At 73.2% G+C, this 16,461-nt stretch carries 22 protein-coding genes; 17 read left to right on the top strand and 5 right to left on the bottom strand.

The genetic code is table 11. From position 1 onward, the window contains the following. Positions 1–87 precede the first annotated feature (87 nt). The 7 genes from FH608_RS23045 (at position 88) to FH608_RS23015 (ending at position 6,938) form a co-directional block, all read left to right on the top strand. Complete coding sequence (locus tag FH608_RS23045) at positions 88–636, top strand: rod shape-determining protein MreD (RefSeq protein ID WP_139632637.1); 549 nt, start codon at positions 88–90, stop codon at positions 634–636. Then, complete coding sequence (mrdA, locus tag FH608_RS23040; protein ID WP_226899796.1) at positions 629–2,473, top strand: penicillin-binding protein 2; 1,845 nt, start codon at positions 629–631, stop codon at positions 2,471–2,473. The genes FH608_RS23045 and mrdA overlap by 8 nt, the downstream gene beginning before the upstream one ends. Then, positions 2,470–3,624 carry a rod shape-determining protein RodA gene (gene rodA / locus FH608_RS23035; protein ID WP_139632636.1) on the top strand — a complete coding sequence of 385 codons (1,155 nt, stop codon included), beginning with the start codon at positions 2,470–2,472 and terminating at the stop codon, positions 3,622–3,624. Before mrdA ends, rodA begins: the two co-directional genes overlap by 4 nt. Before the next feature lie 25 nt (positions 3,625–3,649). Beyond that, positions 3,650–4,306: an NAD(P)H-binding protein gene (locus tag FH608_RS23030; protein ID WP_139632635.1), complete on the top strand. Its 657-nt coding sequence runs from the start codon at positions 3,650–3,652 to the stop codon at positions 4,304–4,306. 82 nt (positions 4,307–4,388) lie between these two features. After that, positions 4,389–5,477, top strand: coding sequence for an LLM class flavin-dependent oxidoreductase (locus FH608_RS23025; RefSeq protein ID WP_139632634.1), 1,089 nt, complete (start codon positions 4,389–4,391; stop codon positions 5,475–5,477). Positions 5,478–5,554: 77 nt separating this feature from the next. Continuing rightward, complete coding sequence (locus FH608_RS23020; RefSeq protein WP_139632633.1) at positions 5,555–6,172, top strand: FMN reductase; 618 nt, start codon at positions 5,555–5,557, stop codon at positions 6,170–6,172. 10 nt (positions 6,173–6,182) lie between these two features. Next, entirely contained in the window at positions 6,183–6,938 is a 756-nt protein-coding gene (locus tag FH608_RS23015; RefSeq protein WP_317135575.1) for a chitosanase, read from the top strand. A gap of 42 nt (positions 6,939–6,980) precedes the next feature. Here FH608_RS23015 and FH608_RS23010 read toward each other — a convergent pair whose 3' ends face one another. After that, a complete protein-coding gene (locus FH608_RS23010; protein WP_139632632.1) occupies positions 6,981–7,940 on the bottom strand; it encodes an SMP-30/gluconolactonase/LRE family protein in 960 nt (319 codons plus the stop codon). 165 nt (positions 7,941–8,105) lie between these two features. Here FH608_RS23010 and FH608_RS23005 point away from each other — a divergent pair, with 165 nt between their 5' ends. The 5 genes from FH608_RS23005 (at position 8,106) to FH608_RS22985 (ending at position 11,793) form a co-directional block, all read left to right on the top strand. Continuing rightward, positions 8,106–8,585, top strand: coding sequence for a hypothetical protein (locus FH608_RS23005; RefSeq protein ID WP_139632631.1), 480 nt, complete (start codon positions 8,106–8,108; stop codon positions 8,583–8,585). Positions 8,586–8,613: 28 nt separating this feature from the next. Continuing rightward, on the top strand, positions 8,614–9,219 hold the full coding sequence (locus FH608_RS23000; RefSeq protein ID WP_139632630.1) for a cyclodeaminase/cyclohydrolase family protein: 606 nt from the start codon (positions 8,614–8,616) through the stop codon (positions 9,217–9,219). Beyond that, the gene (locus tag FH608_RS22995) at positions 9,216–10,043 is read left to right on the top strand and encodes a bifunctional 5,10-methylenetetrahydrofolate dehydrogenase/5,10-methenyltetrahydrofolate cyclohydrolase (protein WP_139632629.1); all 828 of its coding nucleotides are present in this window, start codon (positions 9,216–9,218) and stop codon (positions 10,041–10,043) included. The genes FH608_RS23000 and FH608_RS22995 overlap by 4 nt, the downstream gene beginning before the upstream one ends. 309 nt (positions 10,044–10,352) lie before the next feature. Then, positions 10,353–11,075, top strand: coding sequence for a type 1 glutamine amidotransferase (locus FH608_RS22990; RefSeq protein ID WP_139632628.1), 723 nt, complete (start codon positions 10,353–10,355; stop codon positions 11,073–11,075). Positions 11,076–11,136: 61 nt separating this feature from the next. Further along, positions 11,137–11,793, top strand: coding sequence for an endonuclease V (locus tag FH608_RS22985; protein WP_139632627.1), 657 nt, complete (start codon positions 11,137–11,139; stop codon positions 11,791–11,793). Positions 11,794–11,846: 53 nt separating this feature from the next. Here the strand turns inward: FH608_RS22985 and FH608_RS22980 are convergent, their stop codons facing one another. After that, positions 11,847–12,218 (bottom strand): hypothetical protein, encoded by a 372-nt coding sequence (locus FH608_RS22980; protein ID WP_139632626.1) that lies wholly within the window; start codon positions 12,216–12,218, stop codon positions 11,847–11,849. A gap of 114 nt (positions 12,219–12,332) precedes the next feature. Beyond that, positions 12,333–12,974 carry an NADPH-dependent F420 reductase gene (locus FH608_RS22975; protein WP_139632625.1) on the bottom strand — a complete coding sequence of 214 codons (642 nt, stop codon included), beginning with the start codon at positions 12,972–12,974 and terminating at the stop codon, positions 12,333–12,335. An 83-nt stretch (positions 12,975–13,057) separates the two neighbouring features. Here FH608_RS22975 and FH608_RS22970 point away from each other — a divergent pair, with 83 nt between their 5' ends. The 5 genes from FH608_RS22970 to FH608_RS22955 all read left to right on the top strand — a co-directional run bounded on the left by FH608_RS22970 (position 13,058) and on the right by FH608_RS22955 (position 14,868). Next, positions 13,058–13,399, top strand: a complete 342-nt coding sequence (locus FH608_RS22970; RefSeq protein WP_226899795.1) for a winged helix-turn-helix transcriptional regulator — start codon at positions 13,058–13,060, stop codon at positions 13,397–13,399. 90 nt (positions 13,400–13,489) lie between these two features. Further along, entirely contained in the window at positions 13,490–13,699 is a 210-nt protein-coding gene (locus FH608_RS22965; protein WP_139632624.1) for a hypothetical protein, read from the top strand. A 131-nt stretch (positions 13,700–13,830) separates the two neighbouring features. Then, positions 13,831–13,971, top strand: a complete 141-nt coding sequence (locus FH608_RS51600) for a hypothetical protein (RefSeq protein ID WP_153264020.1) — start codon at positions 13,831–13,833, stop codon at positions 13,969–13,971. A gap of 50 nt (positions 13,972–14,021) precedes the next feature. Then, complete coding sequence (locus FH608_RS22960) at positions 14,022–14,594, top strand: TIGR00645 family protein (protein ID WP_139632623.1); 573 nt, start codon at positions 14,022–14,024, stop codon at positions 14,592–14,594. Positions 14,595–14,604: 10 nt separating this feature from the next. Continuing rightward, positions 14,605–14,868 (top strand): hypothetical protein, encoded by a 264-nt coding sequence (locus tag FH608_RS22955; protein WP_139632622.1) that lies wholly within the window; start codon positions 14,605–14,607, stop codon positions 14,866–14,868. Between the two features lie 164 nt (positions 14,869–15,032). On the opposite strand, the gene FH608_RS22950 is transcribed toward FH608_RS22955, so the two are convergent. After that, positions 15,033–15,827 (bottom strand): Cof-type HAD-IIB family hydrolase, encoded by a 795-nt coding sequence (locus FH608_RS22950; protein WP_193318568.1) that lies wholly within the window; start codon positions 15,825–15,827, stop codon positions 15,033–15,035. A 49-nt stretch (positions 15,828–15,876) separates the two neighbouring features. Then, positions 15,877–16,353, bottom strand: coding sequence for a DUF2283 domain-containing protein (locus FH608_RS22945; protein WP_139632621.1), 477 nt, complete (start codon positions 16,351–16,353; stop codon positions 15,877–15,879). Between the last annotated feature and the right edge of the window lie 108 nt (positions 16,354–16,461).

The raw sequence follows: 16,461 nt of genomic DNA, 5'->3' as shown, positions 1-16,461 counted from the left end.
TTCAGCGACGCAGGAGGGTGGGGCGGGTGAAGTGCGCCGGGGGGGACGGGTGGTGGGTTTCCTCCAGGACGGCCGGGAGGTGAGGTCGTGGGAGCGGTGGTGATGGTGGTGGTGGCGCCGCTGCTGCAGGTGGTGCTGGTCAACCGGTGGCCGTGGGGCGGGCCCGACCTGGTGACGCTGGCCGTGGTGTGGACGGCGCTGGGCAGGGGGCCGGTGTGGGGGTGCGCGGCCGGGCTGGTGGCCGGGCTGGCCGCCGACGTGACGCCGCCCGCCGACGGCACGGTGGGCCGGTCGGCGCTGGCGCTGGCGGTGACCGGTCTGGTGGCCGGGCACTGGCGTACGGGAAGGCCACTCCCGGTGGCCGCGGCGGGCGCCGCCATGGGCGTCCTGCTGCAGGCCGCGGCCGCCATGGCGCTCGGGGACGATCCCTGGCCGGCGGTCGTCCCCGAGCTGCCGCCCACGCTGGCCTGGACCGTGCTGCTGGGGGCGCCGGTGGGGGTGCTGATCGCGCGGCGGAAGGCCGTCCGAGCGGCGCGGGACCGGGCAGGACCGCGATCGCCGGGCCCGTTCGGGCCACCGCCGGAAAGCCGGTTCGGGTTGACGGCGCGGGGCCGGTGGGGGCCGGGCCGTGTCTAGGGCCAGGTTGTTCGTGTTGCGGCTGGCCGTGGCGGCGATGATGCTCACGCTGCTCGCCCGGCTGTGGCAGCTGCAGATCGCCGACGGCGACAGGTACGCGCGGGCCGCGGCCGACGTGCGGATCAGGACCGTGCCGTTGCCCCCGACCCGGGGCCGGATCCTCGACGTGGCCGGCCGCCCGCTGGCGACGAACAGGACCAGGCCGGTGGTCACCGTGGACGCCGTCGAGCTGGCCCACCAGCCGGACGGCGGCGAGGTGGTGCTGACCAGGCTGGGGAAGGCGCTGGGCCGGACGTACCGGCAGATGGCGGAGAAGGTGCGGCTGTGCGGGCCGGAGGTGGCGCAGCCGTGCTGGCAGGGGTCGCCGTACGAGCCGATCCCCGTCGCCGAGGGCGTGGCGGCGCTGCGGGTCAGCGAGCGCCAGCAGGACTTCCCCGGCGTGCGCACGGAGCTGCGGCCCGTCCGGGCCTACCCGTACGGCGCGGCGGCGGCGCACCTGCTCGGGTACGTGCAGGGCGCGAAGGGCCGCGACGGCCTCGAAGGCGCGTACGACCGGGAGCTGGCCGGGCGGGCGGGACGGCGCGAGGTGGCGGTGGACCATACGGGACGGGTCACCAGGACCATCCGGGAGGATCCGCCCGTACCCGGTGACACGCTGGTGACCGGCATCGACGCGCGCATCCAGGCCGTCGCCGAGGCGGCGCTGGGCCGGGCGCTGTCGAGCGCCGGCGGCTCGTCGGGCGCGGCCGTGGTGATGGAGTCGTGGACGGGGCGGGTGGTGGCGATGGCCGACCGGCCCTCGTACGACCCGGGCGTGTGGACCGACGGCGTGACGGCCGGCGAGTACCGGGAGCTGCCGCTGCTGGCGCGGGCCGTGCAGGGCGAGTGGGCGCCCGGCTCCACGTGGAAGGTCACCTCGGTGGCCGCCGCCGCGAGCGCCGGGTACGGGCTCGGCGCCACGTACGGCTGCCCGAGCGGCTACACCGTGGGCGACCGCCTGTTCAGGAACTTCGGCAGCGCCGACCTCGGCCGCATGACCATGCGCGGCGCGCTGGTGGAGTCGTGCGACACGATCTTCTACCGGCTCGCCGACGAGCTGTGGCAGCGCGGTTCGGACGCGATGCAGCGGACCGCCCGCGGGTTCGGGTTCGGGCGGCCGACCGGCGTGGACCTGCCGGGCGAGGCGGCGGGCGCGGTGCCCGGCCCGGCGTCGAAGAAGGCGCGCTGGCAGGCGACGCGGAAGGAGACCTGCCGCCGCGCGGGCAAGGGCTACCCGGAGCTGGACGACCGGGCGCGGGCCGCGTACCTGACGGCCCTGGCCAGGGAGAACTGCCGGGGCGGCAGCGTGTGGCGGGGCGGCGACGCGGCGAACTTCGCCATCGGGCAGGGCGGCGTGCTGGTGACGCCGCTGCAGCTGGCCCGGGCGTACGCGGCCGTGGCGAACGGCGGGACGCTGTTCAGCCCGCGCGTGGGGCTGAAGATCGTGCGGCCGGACGGGAGCACGGCGCGCGCCGTCGAGCCGCCCGTGGCGGGGCGGCTGCCCGCCTCCCCCGCGACGCTGGACTTCATCAGGCGGGCGCTGAGCGAGGTGCCGCGCTCGGGGACGGCGGCGGGCGCCTTCGAGGGGTTCCCGTTCGACCAGATCGCGGTGGCGGGCAAGACGGGAACGGCGGAGTCGTTCGGGCGGCGCGACACCTCCTGGTTCGCCTCCTTCGCCCCCGATCCGGCCTACACGGTGGTGGTCGTGCTGTCGGAGGGCGGCCTGGGCGCGGAGGGCGCGGCTCCGGCGGCGCGCGACATCTGGGAGGGCATCCTGGGGCTCAGGGAGCGGCGATGAGAGCGCCATGGGCGCGTACGCCGGGGGCGCCCGATCGGCGGCGGCTGGCGTGGGCGCCGGCGCTGGCCGCGCCCGACCGGGTGCTGACGCTGCTCGCGCTGGCCCTGTCGGCGATGGGGCTGCTGCTGGTGTGGTCGGCCACGCGGATGGAGGGCGACCACACGCTGCTCGTGCGGCAGGCGGTCGCCGTCGGGCTGGGGCTGGCGCTCATGTGGCTGGTCTCGCGGGTCGATCTGCGGGTGCTGCGGGCGTACGTGCCCGTGGCGTACGTGCTGGCCCTGGTCTCGCTCGCGGCCGTGCTGACCCCGCTGGGCGTGCGGGTGAACGGGGCGCACTCGTGGATCACGCTGGCGCCGGGGCTGCGGTTGCAGCCGTCCGAGCTGGCCAAGGTGGCGCTCGCGCTGGCGTTCGCGGTGCCGCTGGGCGAGCTGCGCGACGGGCAGCGGCGGCCGGGGTTCGGCGGGGTGATGCTGGCGCTGGCGCTGGCGGCGGCGCCGATCGGCCTCATCGCGCTGCAGCCCGACCTGGGGACGATGCTGGTGTTCGCGGCCATGGTCACGGGCGCCCTGCTGGTGTCGGGGGCGCCCAAGCGGTGGCTGCTGGTGCTGGCGCTCGGTGCCGCGGGCGCGGGGGCGGCGGCCTGGCGGCTGGGGCTGGTCCGGCCGTACCAGATCGAACGGCTCCTCGTGCTGGCCGACCCCGGGGCGGACCCGGGCGGTGCGGGGTACAACGCCGTCCAGGCGCGCATCGCGATCGGGTCGGGCGGCTTCTACGGCAAGGGGCTGTTCAACGGCGAGCAGACGGCCGGCCACTTCGTGCCGGAGCAGCACACCGACTTCGTCTTCACGGTCGCGGGCGAGGAGCTGGGGTTCGCCGGGGCGGCGCTCATCGTGCTGGCCGTGGGGGCGCTGCTGTGGCGCGGGCTGGCCATCGCGCGGCGCAGCGACTCGTTGTACGGGACCGTGCTGGCCGGCGGGGTGGTGTCGTGGATCGCGTTCCAGACGTTCGTGAACGTGGGCATGACCGTGGGGCTCATGCCGGTGGTGGGCGTGCCGCTGCCGTTCGTCTCCTACGGCGGCTCGGCCACGGTGGCCGGGCTGCTGGCCGTCGGGCTGCTCCAGGCGGTCCACCGCACCAGGGCCGCCGCCTAGGATGGCGTCCGAGGGGTGGCGGGCGATGAAAGTGGTGCTGTTCGGGGCGACCGGGATGATCGGGCGCGGCGTGCTCAGGGAGTGCCTGCTCGACGACCGCGTGAGCGCCGTGCTGGCGGTCGGGCGCAGCACGGTGGGCGTCGTCCATGACAAGCTGCGCGAGCTCGTCCACGCCGACCTGCTCGATCTGGCGGCCGTCGAGGGCGAGCTGGCGGGCCACGACGCGTGCTTCTTCTGCCTCGGGGTCTCCTCGGCCGGGATGAGGGAGGGCGACTACCGGCGCGTCACCTACGACCTCACGCTGAACGTGGCGAGCACGCTGGCGCGGCTCTCCCCCCACTCGACGTTCGTGTACGTCTCCGGCGCCGGCACCGACGCCCGGTCGCGCACCATGTGGGCCAGGGTCAAGGGCGAGACCGAGAACGCCCTGCTCGGGCTGCCGCTCAACGCCTACATGTTCCGGCCCGGCTACATCCAGCCCCTCCACGGCGCCACGTCCCGCACCCGGCTCTACCGCGTCGCCTATGTCGTGGCCCGGCCGCTCTATCCGCTGCTGCGGCTGATGTTCCCGTCGGCGGTCACCACGACGGAGCGGATCGGGCGGGCCATGATCGCGGTCGCCGCGCGGGGCGCGCCCCGGCGCGTCCTCGGGCCGTCCGACATCAACGCGCTCGCCTCGTAGCCACCCCCATGGTGGAATATCTCGGAGGTGCTCGGCGCTACCGTACCCGTCAAAAATTCAACAGTCATGGATGGTGACTACAGTGCAGTTCGGGATCTTCAGTGTGGGCGACGTCACCACGGACCCCACCACGGGCAGGACGCCGACCGAGCACGAGCGGATCAAGGCGATGGTGGCGATCGCGCTCAAGGCCGAGGAGGTCGGGCTCGACGTGTTCGCCACGGGCGAGCACCACAATCCGCCCTTCGTGCCCTCCTCCCCCACCACCATGCTGGGCTACGTCGCGGCCAGGACCCAGCGCCTGATCCTCTCCACGGCCACCACCCTGATCACCACCAACGACCCGGTCAAGATCGCCGAGGACTTCGCGATGCTCCAGCACCTGGCCGACGGCCGGGTGGACCTCATGCTGGGCCGCGGCAACACCGGGCCGGTCTATCCGTGGTTCGGGCAGGACATCCGGCAGGGCATCCCGCTCGCCGTGGAGAACTACGCGCTGCTGCACAAGCTCTGGCGCGAGGACGTGGTCGACTGGGAGGGCCGCTTCCGCACGCCGCTGCAGGGCTTCACGAGCACGCCGCGCCCGCTCGACGGGGTGCCGCCGTTCGTCTGGCACGGCTCCATCCGCAGCCCCGAGATCGCCGAGCAGGCCGCCTACTACGGTGACGGCTTCTTCGCCAACAACATCTTCTGGCCGAAGGAGCACTTCATCCGCCTGATCACCCTCTACCGGCAGCGGTACGCCCATTACGGCCACGGCACTCCCGAGCAGGCCGTCGTGGGCCTGGGCGGCCAGGTGTTCATGCGCAGGAACTCCCAGGACGCGGTACGCGAGTTCCGCCCGTACTTCGACAACGCCCCCGTGTACGGCCACGGCCCCTCCCTGGAGGACTTCATGGCCGAGACGCCGCTCACCGTGGGCAGCCCGCAGCAGGTCATCGACAGGACCCTGGAGTTCAGGGAGCACTTCGGAGACTACCAGCGCCAGCTGTTCCTCATGGACCACGCGGGGCTGCCGCTGAAGACCGTGCTGGAGCAGCTCGACCTGCTCGGCGAGGAGGTCGTGCCGGTGCTGCGCAAGGAGTTCGCCAAGGGCCGGCCCGAGCAGGTGCCCGGCGCGCCCACGCACGCCTCCCTGCTCGCCGCCCGGAACGCCCCCGTGACCGCCTGAACCCGCCACCGCCTGAACCCGCCACCGCCTGAACCCGCCACCGCCTGCCGCATCGTCTGACCACGGGAAGGAGACCCATGAAGCTCGCCGTCGTCACGGCCGGCCTGACCCAGCCCTCCTCCAGCCGCCTGCTCGCCGACCGCCTGGCCGAGGCCGTCACCGCGCAGGTCGAGGCCGAGGTACGCGTGATCGAGCTGCGCGACCTCGCCGTCGATGTCGCGAACGCCTTCGTGACCGGCTTCCCGAACACCAGGCTGCGCGAGGTGATCGAGGCGGTGACCGGGGCCGACGGGGTCGTCGCGGTCACGCCGATCTTCAGCGGCTCGTACAGCGGCCTGTTCAAGTCGTTCTTCGACGTGATCGACAACACCGCGCTGGAGGGCACGCCCGTGCTCATCGGCGCCACCGGCGGCACCGCCCGCCACTCGCTGGCGCTGGAGCACGCGGTGCGGCCGCTGTTCACGTACCTGCGCGCCGTCGTCGTGCCCACCGCCGTCTACGCGGCCTCCGAGGACTGGGGCGGCGCGTCCGACGATTTCACCGACGGTCTCGGCCGGCGCATCGCCCGCGCGGCCGGCGAGCTGGCCGAGCTGCTGCGGCACCGTACGCCCAAGGCGAAGGCCGGGGAGGAGGCAGAGGAGGAGGTCGTCCCGTTCGAGGAGCAATTGGCAGCGTTGCGGCCCTTGATCCAGTAAGGTCCGTCATGTGCTGACCGCCACGCTCCTGACCCTCTCCCTCGCCCTGACAGGTACGGGCCTCGCCGATCCGCACAAGAAGGACATCGCCATGCGGCTGGTGTCGAGCGCCGAGAACTCCTCGCTCGACTGGAAGGCCCAGTACGGCTACATCGAGGACATCGACGACGACCGCGGCTACACGGCCGGCATCATCGGCTTCTGCTCCGGCACCGGCGACATGCTCAAGCTGGTCCAGCTCTACACCAGGCGCGAGCCCCACAACGTCCTCGCGAAATACCTGCCCGCGCTGCGGAAGGTGAACGGCACCGACTCGCACAAGGGTCTCGGCCGCCGCTTCGTCAGGGACTGGAAGAAGGCCGCCAAGGACCCCGCCTTCCAGCGCGCCCAGAACGACGAGCGCGACCGCGTCTACTTCGACCCGGCCGTCAAGCAGGCCGAGAAGGACGGGCTGCGGGCCCTCGGCCAGTTCGTCTACTACGACGCCATGGTCATGCACGGGCCCGGCGGCGACAGGCTCAGCTTCGGCGGCATCAGGAAGAGCGCCCTGGCCAAGGCGAAGCCACCGGCGCGGGGCGGCGACGAGGCGGCGTACCTCAACGCGTTCCTCGACGCCCGGAAGAAGGCGATGAAGGCGGAGGAGGCGCACGAGGACACCAGCCGGGTGGACACCATGCAGCGCGTCTTCCTGAGGAACCGCAACCTCGACCTCAAGCCGCCGCTGACCTGGAAGGTCTACGGCGACAAGTACACGATCAAGAAGTGACGCCCCCGCCGCTCCCGCGACCGGCGGGGGCGCGGCCGGGGGTCAGCGCTTGACCGCGACCACCGAGTACGGCGTGTCGGGGGTGGGCGGGGTCGTGAAGCGGGCGTTGGGCAGGTAGAGGCGCCTGCCGTGGGCCGCGACCGTCGAGGGGACGTCGAAGCGCGGGTCGGTCAGCCGTTCCACGACCTTGCCGGACGAGCCGTCGCGGGCCAGGCCGACCACGGCGATCGCGTTGAGGCGGTTCTGCACGGCGTACAGGGTGCGGCCGGACAGCAGCAGCCCGTCGCCGTTGACCAGCGACTCGCCGCCCAGGTCCACCTCGGTGGTCACGCCGGTGGACGGGTCGGCCTCGAACAGCTTGCCGGTGTTCGACTGGACGATCAGCAGCGACCGGCGGTCGGGGCTGGGGACGATGCCGTTGGCGTTGGTGCCGGTCGTGTACTGGATGTCGCCGGACAGCGGGATCGTGACGGCCTCGTCGGGCAGCGCGCCGCCACGCCCCAGCGTGAGCTTGTAGAGCACCGGGTTCGCGGAGTCGGTGAAGTACGCCGCGTGCCGCGTCAGGACGACGTCGTTGACGAACGACGTGCCGGTGGCCAGCCGGTACGACTTGAGCACCCTCCCGGTGCGCAGGTCGATCACCCGGGCGTCGCCGCCGGTGCCCCCGGCCACGAACAGCCGGCCGCGCCTGTCGGTCTTCAGCCCGAGGGAGGGCGTGCCGGGGCCCTTGCTGATGACGGACCCCTTGCCGGTGCGCAGGTCGGCGCGGTAGATGTCGCCGGTCGCGCGGGAGCCGAGGTAGGCGTACGGGCCCGGCCCGATCTCGATGCCCTCCGGCTGGAAGCCGTTCGGCAGGGCGAACGCGTCGGGCTTGCCGCCCGCCTGCGTGGCGGGCTTCCCCGCTGCCTGGGCTGCGGGCTCTCCGGCCGCCTGCGCGGGCGCGCCGATGAGGAGCGCGGCGGCCAGGGTGCTGAGTGCGGTCTTCAGGATCGCGGATCTCATGTGGCTCACGATGGCCCAGGGCGCGGCGGGGGCAAAGGCCCAGCGACCGGCTTCACAGGGACTTTTCAGCAACCTCGCAACACCGCGGCGATCGAGGGGTAGGTTGGGACACAAGCGAACAAACGGGGTTTAGTCATGTCAAACGGTTCCCGTCACGCTCTGGGAGTGGTCGCTGGACTGCTGCTCCCGCCGCTGGTCGCCGCCGGGCTGTGGTTCGGCGTCGGCGAGATCGCGCTGAGGTCCAGCGCGGCGTTCCAGATCTCCTGGCTCGGGCTGGCCTCGGTCGCCGCGTCGGCGATCGTGCTGGCGCTGCTGGCCGGCTCGCGCCTGTCCCCCATCGCCTCCCTGCTGGGCGGCCTGGCGTTCACCGCCCTCGGCGTCGTGCCCTGGATCGAGATGCAGGGCACGCGGCTGCTGCCCGACCACTTGCTGCCGGGCGCCATGGAGACGGGGTTCCGGACGGTGTCCTACTCCGGCGTGCTGGCCTTCCTCGGGGTCGCGCTGCTGGTCGCGTCGCTGTTCCCGTCGCGGTGGCGGTCGTCGGCGGAGCCCTCCGCGTACCCGTCCGCCTACGATCCCGCGCCCTCGCCGTACCTGCCGCAGCACGGCCCCGAGGACACCACACGGCCGATGTTCCGCGATTGACCGGAACGCGGCCTGGCAGAATGCCGCCATGCGCGACACGAAGATCGTCGATTTCCTGACCGAGCTGGCGGAGCGGGTGCCCGCGCCGGGCGGCGGCGCGACGGCCGCCCTGCACGCGGCGCAGGCCGCCGCGCTCCTCGGCATGGTGGCCCGTTACACGACCGGCGAGCGCTATGCCGGCCACGCCGAGACCGTCGTCGGGGTGCTGTCCGAGACCGACGCTCTACGCGCCAGAGGCCTGCGGCTGGCGGAGGAGGACGCGGCGGCGTTCACCGCGGTCACCGACGCCTACCGGCTGCCCAAGGGCGAGGAGCGCAGCGCCGCCATCGCCAGGGCGCTCGCCGGGGCGGCCGAGCCGCCCGCCCGCGTGATCGAGGCCGCCACGCGCGTCATCGAGCTGTGCGAGGTGCTACTGCCGTTCTGCAACCGCAACGTCCTCAGCGACGTGGGCGCCGCCGCCGAGGCGGCGCGCGCCGCGCTCACCACGGCCAGGCTCAACGTCGAGATCAACCTGGCCGGCATCAAGGACCAGCGGGTACGCGAGGAGCTGAACGCGCGCGTCGCCGGCGTGGACGCGGCCGTCGCCAGGGCAGACTGGGTGACCGCCGAGGTACGCGAGGAGATCACCCAGTGAAGACGCTCAGCGGGAAGGAGCTGGCGGCCGCCATCAGGGCCCAGACGGAGGCCGAGGCCGCCGCCGGGCCGCAGCCGCGCCTGGCCGTGGTGGTGGCGACGGACGACGAGGCGAGCCTGTGGTACGTCCGGTCGATCGCCAAGGCGGCGGCCGGCGTGGGCATCGCCTGCGACCTGGTCGACCTCGGCCCGCGGGCCGAGCCCGAGCGGATCGCCGAGACGCTGGCCAAGCTCAGCGCCGACGCCAACGTGCACGGCGTCATGCTGCAGACCCCGCTTCCCGCGGGCGCGTCCGCGCAGCAGCTGGCGGCCGGCATCGACCCGCGCAAGGACGTCGACGGCGCCAACCCGCTCTCGCTCGGCCGCCTGGCCGCCGGGCTGCCCGCGTTCGCGCCCGCCACGGCGGCGGCCGTGATGGCGCTGCTCGACCACTACGAGGTGGACCTGGCGGGCCGGCGGGCGGTGGTGGTCGGCCGCTCGACCGTGGTGGGCAAGCCGCTGGCCCACCTGCTGCTCGACCGGCACGCCACCGTCACCGTCTGCCACTCGCGCACCCGCGACCTGGCCTCCGTCACCTCCACCGCCGAGGTGCTGGTCGCGGCGGTGGGCCGGCCGGCGCTGATCGGCGCCGGGCACGTCGCGCCGGGTGCCGTGGTGATCGACGTCGGCACCAACCCGACCGACGACGGCGGGCTGGTGGGCGACGTCGACTTCGACGCGGTGGCCGAGGTGGCGGGCGCCCTCACCCCCGTTCCTGGCGGGGTCGGCCCCGTGACGACCGCGCTGCTGCTCCGCCACACGGCCCGCGCGGCCAACCTGCCATGACGCTCCGTCACGCCACCGACATGACGCCTGGTCACGCCACCGACGGAACACCTGGTCACGCTGCCGCCGGGACGTCCGCCGCGCCCCGGCGATCTCCGCGCCCCGGCGGTCGCCGCCCCTCCGACGGTCTCCGCGCCCCGGCGGTCTTCGCCCCTCCGACGGTCTCCGTGCCCCGGCGGTCGCCGCTCCTCCGCGAGCGGCCGTCCGCACGCCGCCGGCGGACCTCCCCATGCCAGGCAAAGGACGTCCTCCCTGTCACCGGCCTGCACACTTCACCGGCCGGTCTTCGCATAAGGATGGAGATCTCACATGGGTGAGGTTCTGATCGTTCAGAACAGCAGGAGCGGCGGCCCCAGCCGGTTCGGCGGGTGGCTGGAGGACGCCGGGCTGGCGCTGGACGTGGTCCTCGCCCACGAGGGCGCGCCGCTGCCCCGCCGCCTCGACCACGCCGCCCTGATCGTGCTCGGCGGCGGCTACCTGCCCGGCGACGACGAGCGGGCGCCCTGGCTGGCGGACGCCCGGCGGCTCGTGGGCCAGGCGCTGGAGGAGGAGGTGCCGATGTTCGGCATCTGCCTGGGCGGCCAGATGCTGGCGCAGGTCGCGGGCGGCGAGGTGAGCGGCGACACCGGCGCGCCGGAGAACGGCAGCCTTCCCGTCACGATCCGCCCCGAGGCCGCCGCCGACCCGCTCTTCCACGGCCTGCCGGAGGCGGTGCCGGCGGTCGAGCACCACAAGGACGCGGTCACCCGGCTGCCGGGCGGGGCGGTCTGGCTGGCGGAGACGGCCGCGTGCCCGTACCAGGCATTCCGGGTGGGCGAGCGGGCCTGGGGCGTGCAGTTCCACCCCGAGGTGCTGCCCGCGCGCATCAGGGAGTGGCGGGCGGACGGCTTCGACCCCGACGAGGTGTACGCGCGGGCGGTGGCGGACGAGCCGGTGTCCACGCCGATCTGGCACCGGGTCGCCACCCGCTTCGCCGCGCTCGCCACCGAATCCTCCGGCGCCGCGCGGGAGGTCGGCGCCAGACAGGCCTGATCGCCGCCTGCACCCTCCGCCCCCGGCCGCGCGGCGTGCGGTGAGGGCATACCGTAGGCGGGTGCAGGTCAAGCAGCTTCACCCATGGCCCGGCAGCGTCGCCGAGGCGCAGGCCCTCCAGGACCGGCTCCGCGGGCAGGTCGAGCTCACAGGACCCACCGACTTCAGGCTGGTGGCGGGGCTGGACGTGCACTATCGGGGCGACGAGCTGACGGCCGCCGTGGTCGTGCTCGACCCGGGCGCGCCGGAGCCGGTGGAGCAGGTGGTGGTCGAGGGCAGGGTGGCGTTCCCGTACGTGCCGGGGCTGTTCGCCTTCCGCGAGTTGCCCGCCCTGGTGGAGGCGCTCGAACGGCTCACGGTCACGCCCGACCTGCTGGTCTGCGACGGGTACGGGCTGGCGCACCCGCGCGGCTTCGGCCTGGCCTGCCACCTGGGCGTGCTGACCGGCGTGCCCGCGCTCGGAGTGGGCAAGACGCCGTTCGTCGGCACGTACGAGACGCCGGGGCCGGAGCGGGGCGACTGGTCCCCGATCGTCCACGAGGGCGCCGTGGTCGGCCGGGCGCTGCGCACGCGGCCGGGCGTCAAGCCGGTGTACGTCTCCCAGGGGCACCGCATCTCCCTGGACACGGCCACCGGCCAGACGCTCCGCCTCGCCTCCCGCTACCGCCTGCCCGAGCCGATCCGCCACGCCGACCACCTGGCCCGCCACCCCGCCTGACCCCGGCTCATGCCCCGTTCATGACCGTACGGCCGTCGCCGCCCGGCGGCGGGTCAGCGACGCCAGGCCCAGACGAGGAGCCAGACGCTGAGCCCGAAGATCGTCATGCCGAGCGGCACGTGCACCGCCATCACGCCGGAGCCGCCCATCGCGGACTGGACGAAGCCGAGCAGCAGCACCAGCAGGCTGACCAGTGCCGGCCAGCCCGCTCCGCGACCCGGCCGCCAGACCAGGACGGCGGCGATGAGTTGCAGCAGCCCCAGCCCGTGCACGACGAACGACCCCATGCCGTGCGCGCCCGCCGCTCCCCCGCTCATCAGCTGCCCGGCCGTGACGGCCTGCACCAGCACGGACAGCGTGTTCAGCACGACGACGACCTTGAACGCGGTCATGTACGCGCCGCCCTTGGCGACCTGGCTTACCACAGGACCTCTCCTTTGACCTCGGGGGTGAAGGCCTCCAGGATCGTCCCGGGCCGCCGCCCGCGCATCCGCCGGTCGTCGTCATCCCCGCTACGCCGCCGGTCGTACGCCCGGCCGTCAGACCCCGGCGTGGGAGAGCGGCGGCAGGACGGCCTGGGCGTCGGCGCCGCCGAACCAGAGGCCGATCATGAACGTCGCCGTCGCCTCCAGCAGCGCGGCCCGTTCGAGCCCGCCGCCGTCCACGGGCGTGCAGCCGAGGTCGGTGACCAGCGCGCGCACGGCCGCCAGGGCCGCCGGATCGTCACCGCACAGCGGCACGGCCAGCGGCCGCCCGTCGAACACCGGCGGCGTCATCCGCCACACGTCAACGTGGCAGAGGTTGAACGCCTTCACCACATGCGCCCCCGTGTGTTCGCGGATCATCGGGGCGATGGGACGGGCAGGGTCGTGCCCGCCGGGGCCTTCGGCGTTGGCGACGTCGATGAGCGGCTTGCCACGCAGCGCCGCACCGGCGGCCCTCAGCACGTCGCCCAGCCCGGCCTGCCGGACCGCCACCATCGTCACCTCCCCGAACTCCGCCGCCTCCGCCCAGTTCCCCGCCCGCACGGCCGCGCCGCGGGCCGTCTCGGTCATCCGGGCGGCGCGGTGCGCGGTGGTGGCGGCGTCCCGGCCGCTGATCATCACCTCGTGCCCGGCCCTCGCCCACTGCGTGCCCAGGGCGTCCGCCATTCCGCCCGCCCCGAGTATCCCGATACGCATGTCTGTCCTCCTGCGTGTGAACTGGTAGGAGAAAGACTGTAGAAAGCGCGTCACGCACCATCCGGTGCCCAACGGAGGCTCACGTGTTCATCGCCGACTGTCAGGCCAGGCTGGCCTTCGACCTGATGGCCAACACCTGGAACGCGGTCGTCCTCTGGGCGCTGCGCCACGGCCCGCGCCGCCCCGGGCGGCTGCGCGAGGAGATCGGCGGCATCAGCACGAAGGTGCTCACCGAGACGCTGCGGCGCCTGGAGTTCAACGGCCTGGTCTCGCGCCGCGCGTACGCCGAGGCCCCGCCCCGCGTGGAGTACGAGCTGACCGAGCTGGGCCGCACCCTGCTCGGCCCGATCGAGGCGTTCGGGATCTGGGCGCACGACCACGGCGACGAGGTCATGGCCGCCCAGGATCGCTGGGAGCATGATTAAAGCTTTCTCATTATACAGAGCGTTACTCAACAACTACTCCGGGTAGCTAAACGTCGGTTGCTCGTTACCGTTCGCTACCCAGGAGGTTCCATGCTCGTCTCCCCACGCCGGATCGTCGCCGCCGCAGCCGTCGCGGGCGGCCTCACCCTGCTCGCCGCCCCCGCCGCGCACGCCGTGGTCGACCCCCTCCACGTCATCTCCTGCCTGGCCGAGACCGGCGCCGACATCACGACGTTGATCGACCCCGCCGCCCCCGGCGTGCCCGCCGAGGTGCCGGCCGTGCACTGCCTGCAGCCGTGACGGCCTGACCCCCTTGCCCCCGCAGGCGGCGCGGCCTGGTCGCCGCGCCGCCGGGCACCCGGCCCCGCCGCTCGGCTCCCCCCGCAGCGCGATCCCCCGTTCACCTGACAGCGCCAGAGCAAGGAGATCCTTTGAAGGCCCGAGTCCTGACCGCCGCCGCCCTCGCGCTGGCGGCTGCCGCGCTCCCCGTCTCCCTCGACCGCCTCACCGGTGGCCCGCCCCTCGTCCAGGTGGAGACCTGGGTCCAGCACATCAACGTCATGACGTCCTAGTGCGACTCGCTCAGGTGCCCGCGGCCGAGCCTCAGGACGAGTCACGCACCATGATCGGACACGTCGGCTACTTCATGTTCCTCAGCCGGTGGATCCAGGCGCCGCTCTACATGGGGCTGATCATCGCCCAGATCGTCTACACGTGGCGGTTCATGCTGGAGCTGCTCCATCTGGTCGAGCTCGGCTTCGGCGGCTCGCCCCCCGAGACCACCGTCATGCTGATCGTCCTCGGCCTGGTGGACGTCGTCATGGTGTCCAACCTGCTCATCATGGTCATCATCGGCGGCTACGAGACGTTCGTCTCGCGCCTGCGCATCGACGGCCATCCCGACCAGCCCCAGTGGCTGTCCCACGTCAACGCCAACGTGCTCAAGGTCAAGCTGGCCATGGCGATCATCGGCATCTCGTCCGTCCACCTCCTGCAGATCTTCATCAACGCCTCCATGCCGTCCATCACCGAAAGGGAGCTGCTTTGGAAAACACTGATCCACCTGACCTTCGTGGTCTCGGCGCTGGCGCTGGCGCTGATCGACCGGATCATGGCGGGCGCGCGGCGCTACCAGGAGACGAACGGCGGCGGTGCGCGACGTCCGCACCTCCAGCAGAAGCGGGTCGCCGCCTAGGGGCGCCGCGGTGAGGCGGCCGAAAGTCACGGCCGGCCTCGCCGCCATCACCGCTACCGTCATCGCCGCACCCGTCGTGCTTCTCCCCCAGGTCGCGTACGCGTCCGCCCAGGGCGGCGGCACCTCGCTCATCGGCGATGTGATCATCTTCAACGACGAGATCGTCGAGCCCGTGTCGCTTCCGGTGAGCACCTGCGGCGCGCTGCTGCCCGTGCTCGCGAAGTCGCCCAGCACGTGCGAGGGCGCCTCGCGTGTGTCGGACGACGACGCCTGACGTCCCCGGCGCCTGCCCGCTCCCCTGAACCCACCCCCGCGGGCAGGCGCCGGGGCACCCCCCTCCACCACACCCAGCAGGCCCTCCACCGCACCTCGGCGCACCTCCACCGGGCCTCGCCGGCGCGGCCGCCACCGGCTCCCGGCCGCGCGCTCAGGCGCCACTCAGCCGTAGAGCTCCTCCAGGACCGCGGCCACGCCGTCCTCGTCGTTCGACGACGTGCGGCGCTCGATCGCCGCCAGCACCAGGTGGTGCGCGTTGGCCATGGCGTAGCCGGCGCCCGCGTACGCGAGCACGGCCAGGTCGTTCGGCATGTCGCCGAAGGCCACCACCTGGGCGGGCTCGATCCCCCGCTCCCGGCACAGCCCGTCCAGGGTGCCCGCCTTCGTCACCCCGGGCGCGCTGATCTCCAGGAGCCCGTGCACGCCGGAGTGCGTCACCTCGGCCAGGCCCTCGATGGCCGCCACCACGGCCGTGAACATCTCGTCCGCCGTGTGGCCGGGCGACTGGGCCAGCAGCTTGACGATGGGCTCGTCGCCGTCGAAGACGGAGCTCACCTCCCGCTGATACGCCATGTCGTGCTCGATGCGCCGCGTGTAGGCGGGCTCCCGCAGCACGCCCCTGCCGGTCTCGACGGCCAGGCCGATGCCGGGCAGCGCCTCGGCCAGGGTCCGCGCGACCTTCATCGCCGCTTCCCGGTCGAGGGGGTGGTCGGCGACGATCCCGTCGGTGGCCAGGTCGTACACGATGGCGCCGTTGCTGCAGACCGCGGTGCCCGAGACGCCCGCCTGGACGGCGATGTCGCGGACGCCGCGCGGCGGCCTGGCGGTGACGAAGACGATCTCGGCCCCGGCCGAGCGGGCGAGCTGGAGCGCCTTCCTGGTGCGCGGGGTGATGGAGCCCGCGGAGTTGAGCAGGGTGCCGTCGAGGTCGGTGGCCACGATCTTGGGAAGAGTCACGGTGCCGATTATCCCGGTACGTGCTGCTCAGGCTCAGGGTGGTGGGGATTCAGAGCCGCATCTCGGACGGGAGCCGCGTGGCCGCCTCGCTCAACTCCAGGCCCAGGAGCTGCCCGGAGTCGCCGTAGTCGAGCACCGCACCCTCCGCGGTGACCTGGTGGACGACCTCATCTGGCACTATTTCGTGCTTCATCGCGATATAGGCGGCATCGCGGTCCGTGTCCACGGTCACGTACACCGTCTGCGCCCGCCGCCCCGCCGGCGCCTCCTCCCAGCGCAGCAGCCCCTCCCTGGCCTCGTGCGAGCCGGCCAGCGCCGCCCGCACCATGACCAGCGCCAGCTCCATCGACTCCAGCGAGTCGAGCCCGGTGACCTTCCGCTCGTGCTCCCACCCGGCGAGCCCGTCGATCCGGTACGGGCACGACCAGTCGCCCGCCGGCTCCTCGTAAGGCAGGCCGACCGTGACGGTGACCTCACGCGGCGGATCGGTACGCAGCACCAGCACCCGATGGGCGATCTCGTACATGTAGCCTGATCTACCCCCAAGGCCGCTCCTGGAAGACACCGGCTCATACCATCGCCGCAGTAAACATTCCTGGCCGCGCCCATGCCGGGCTAGGCTGCGTTAGGTCGT

The sequence above is a fragment of the Nonomuraea phyllanthi genome (assembly GCF_006334985.2).
GTDB classification, from domain to species: Bacteria; Actinomycetota; Actinomycetes; order Streptosporangiales; family Streptosporangiaceae; genus Nonomuraea; species Nonomuraea phyllanthi.
This window is presented reverse-complemented; position numbering and strand designations above follow the sequence as displayed.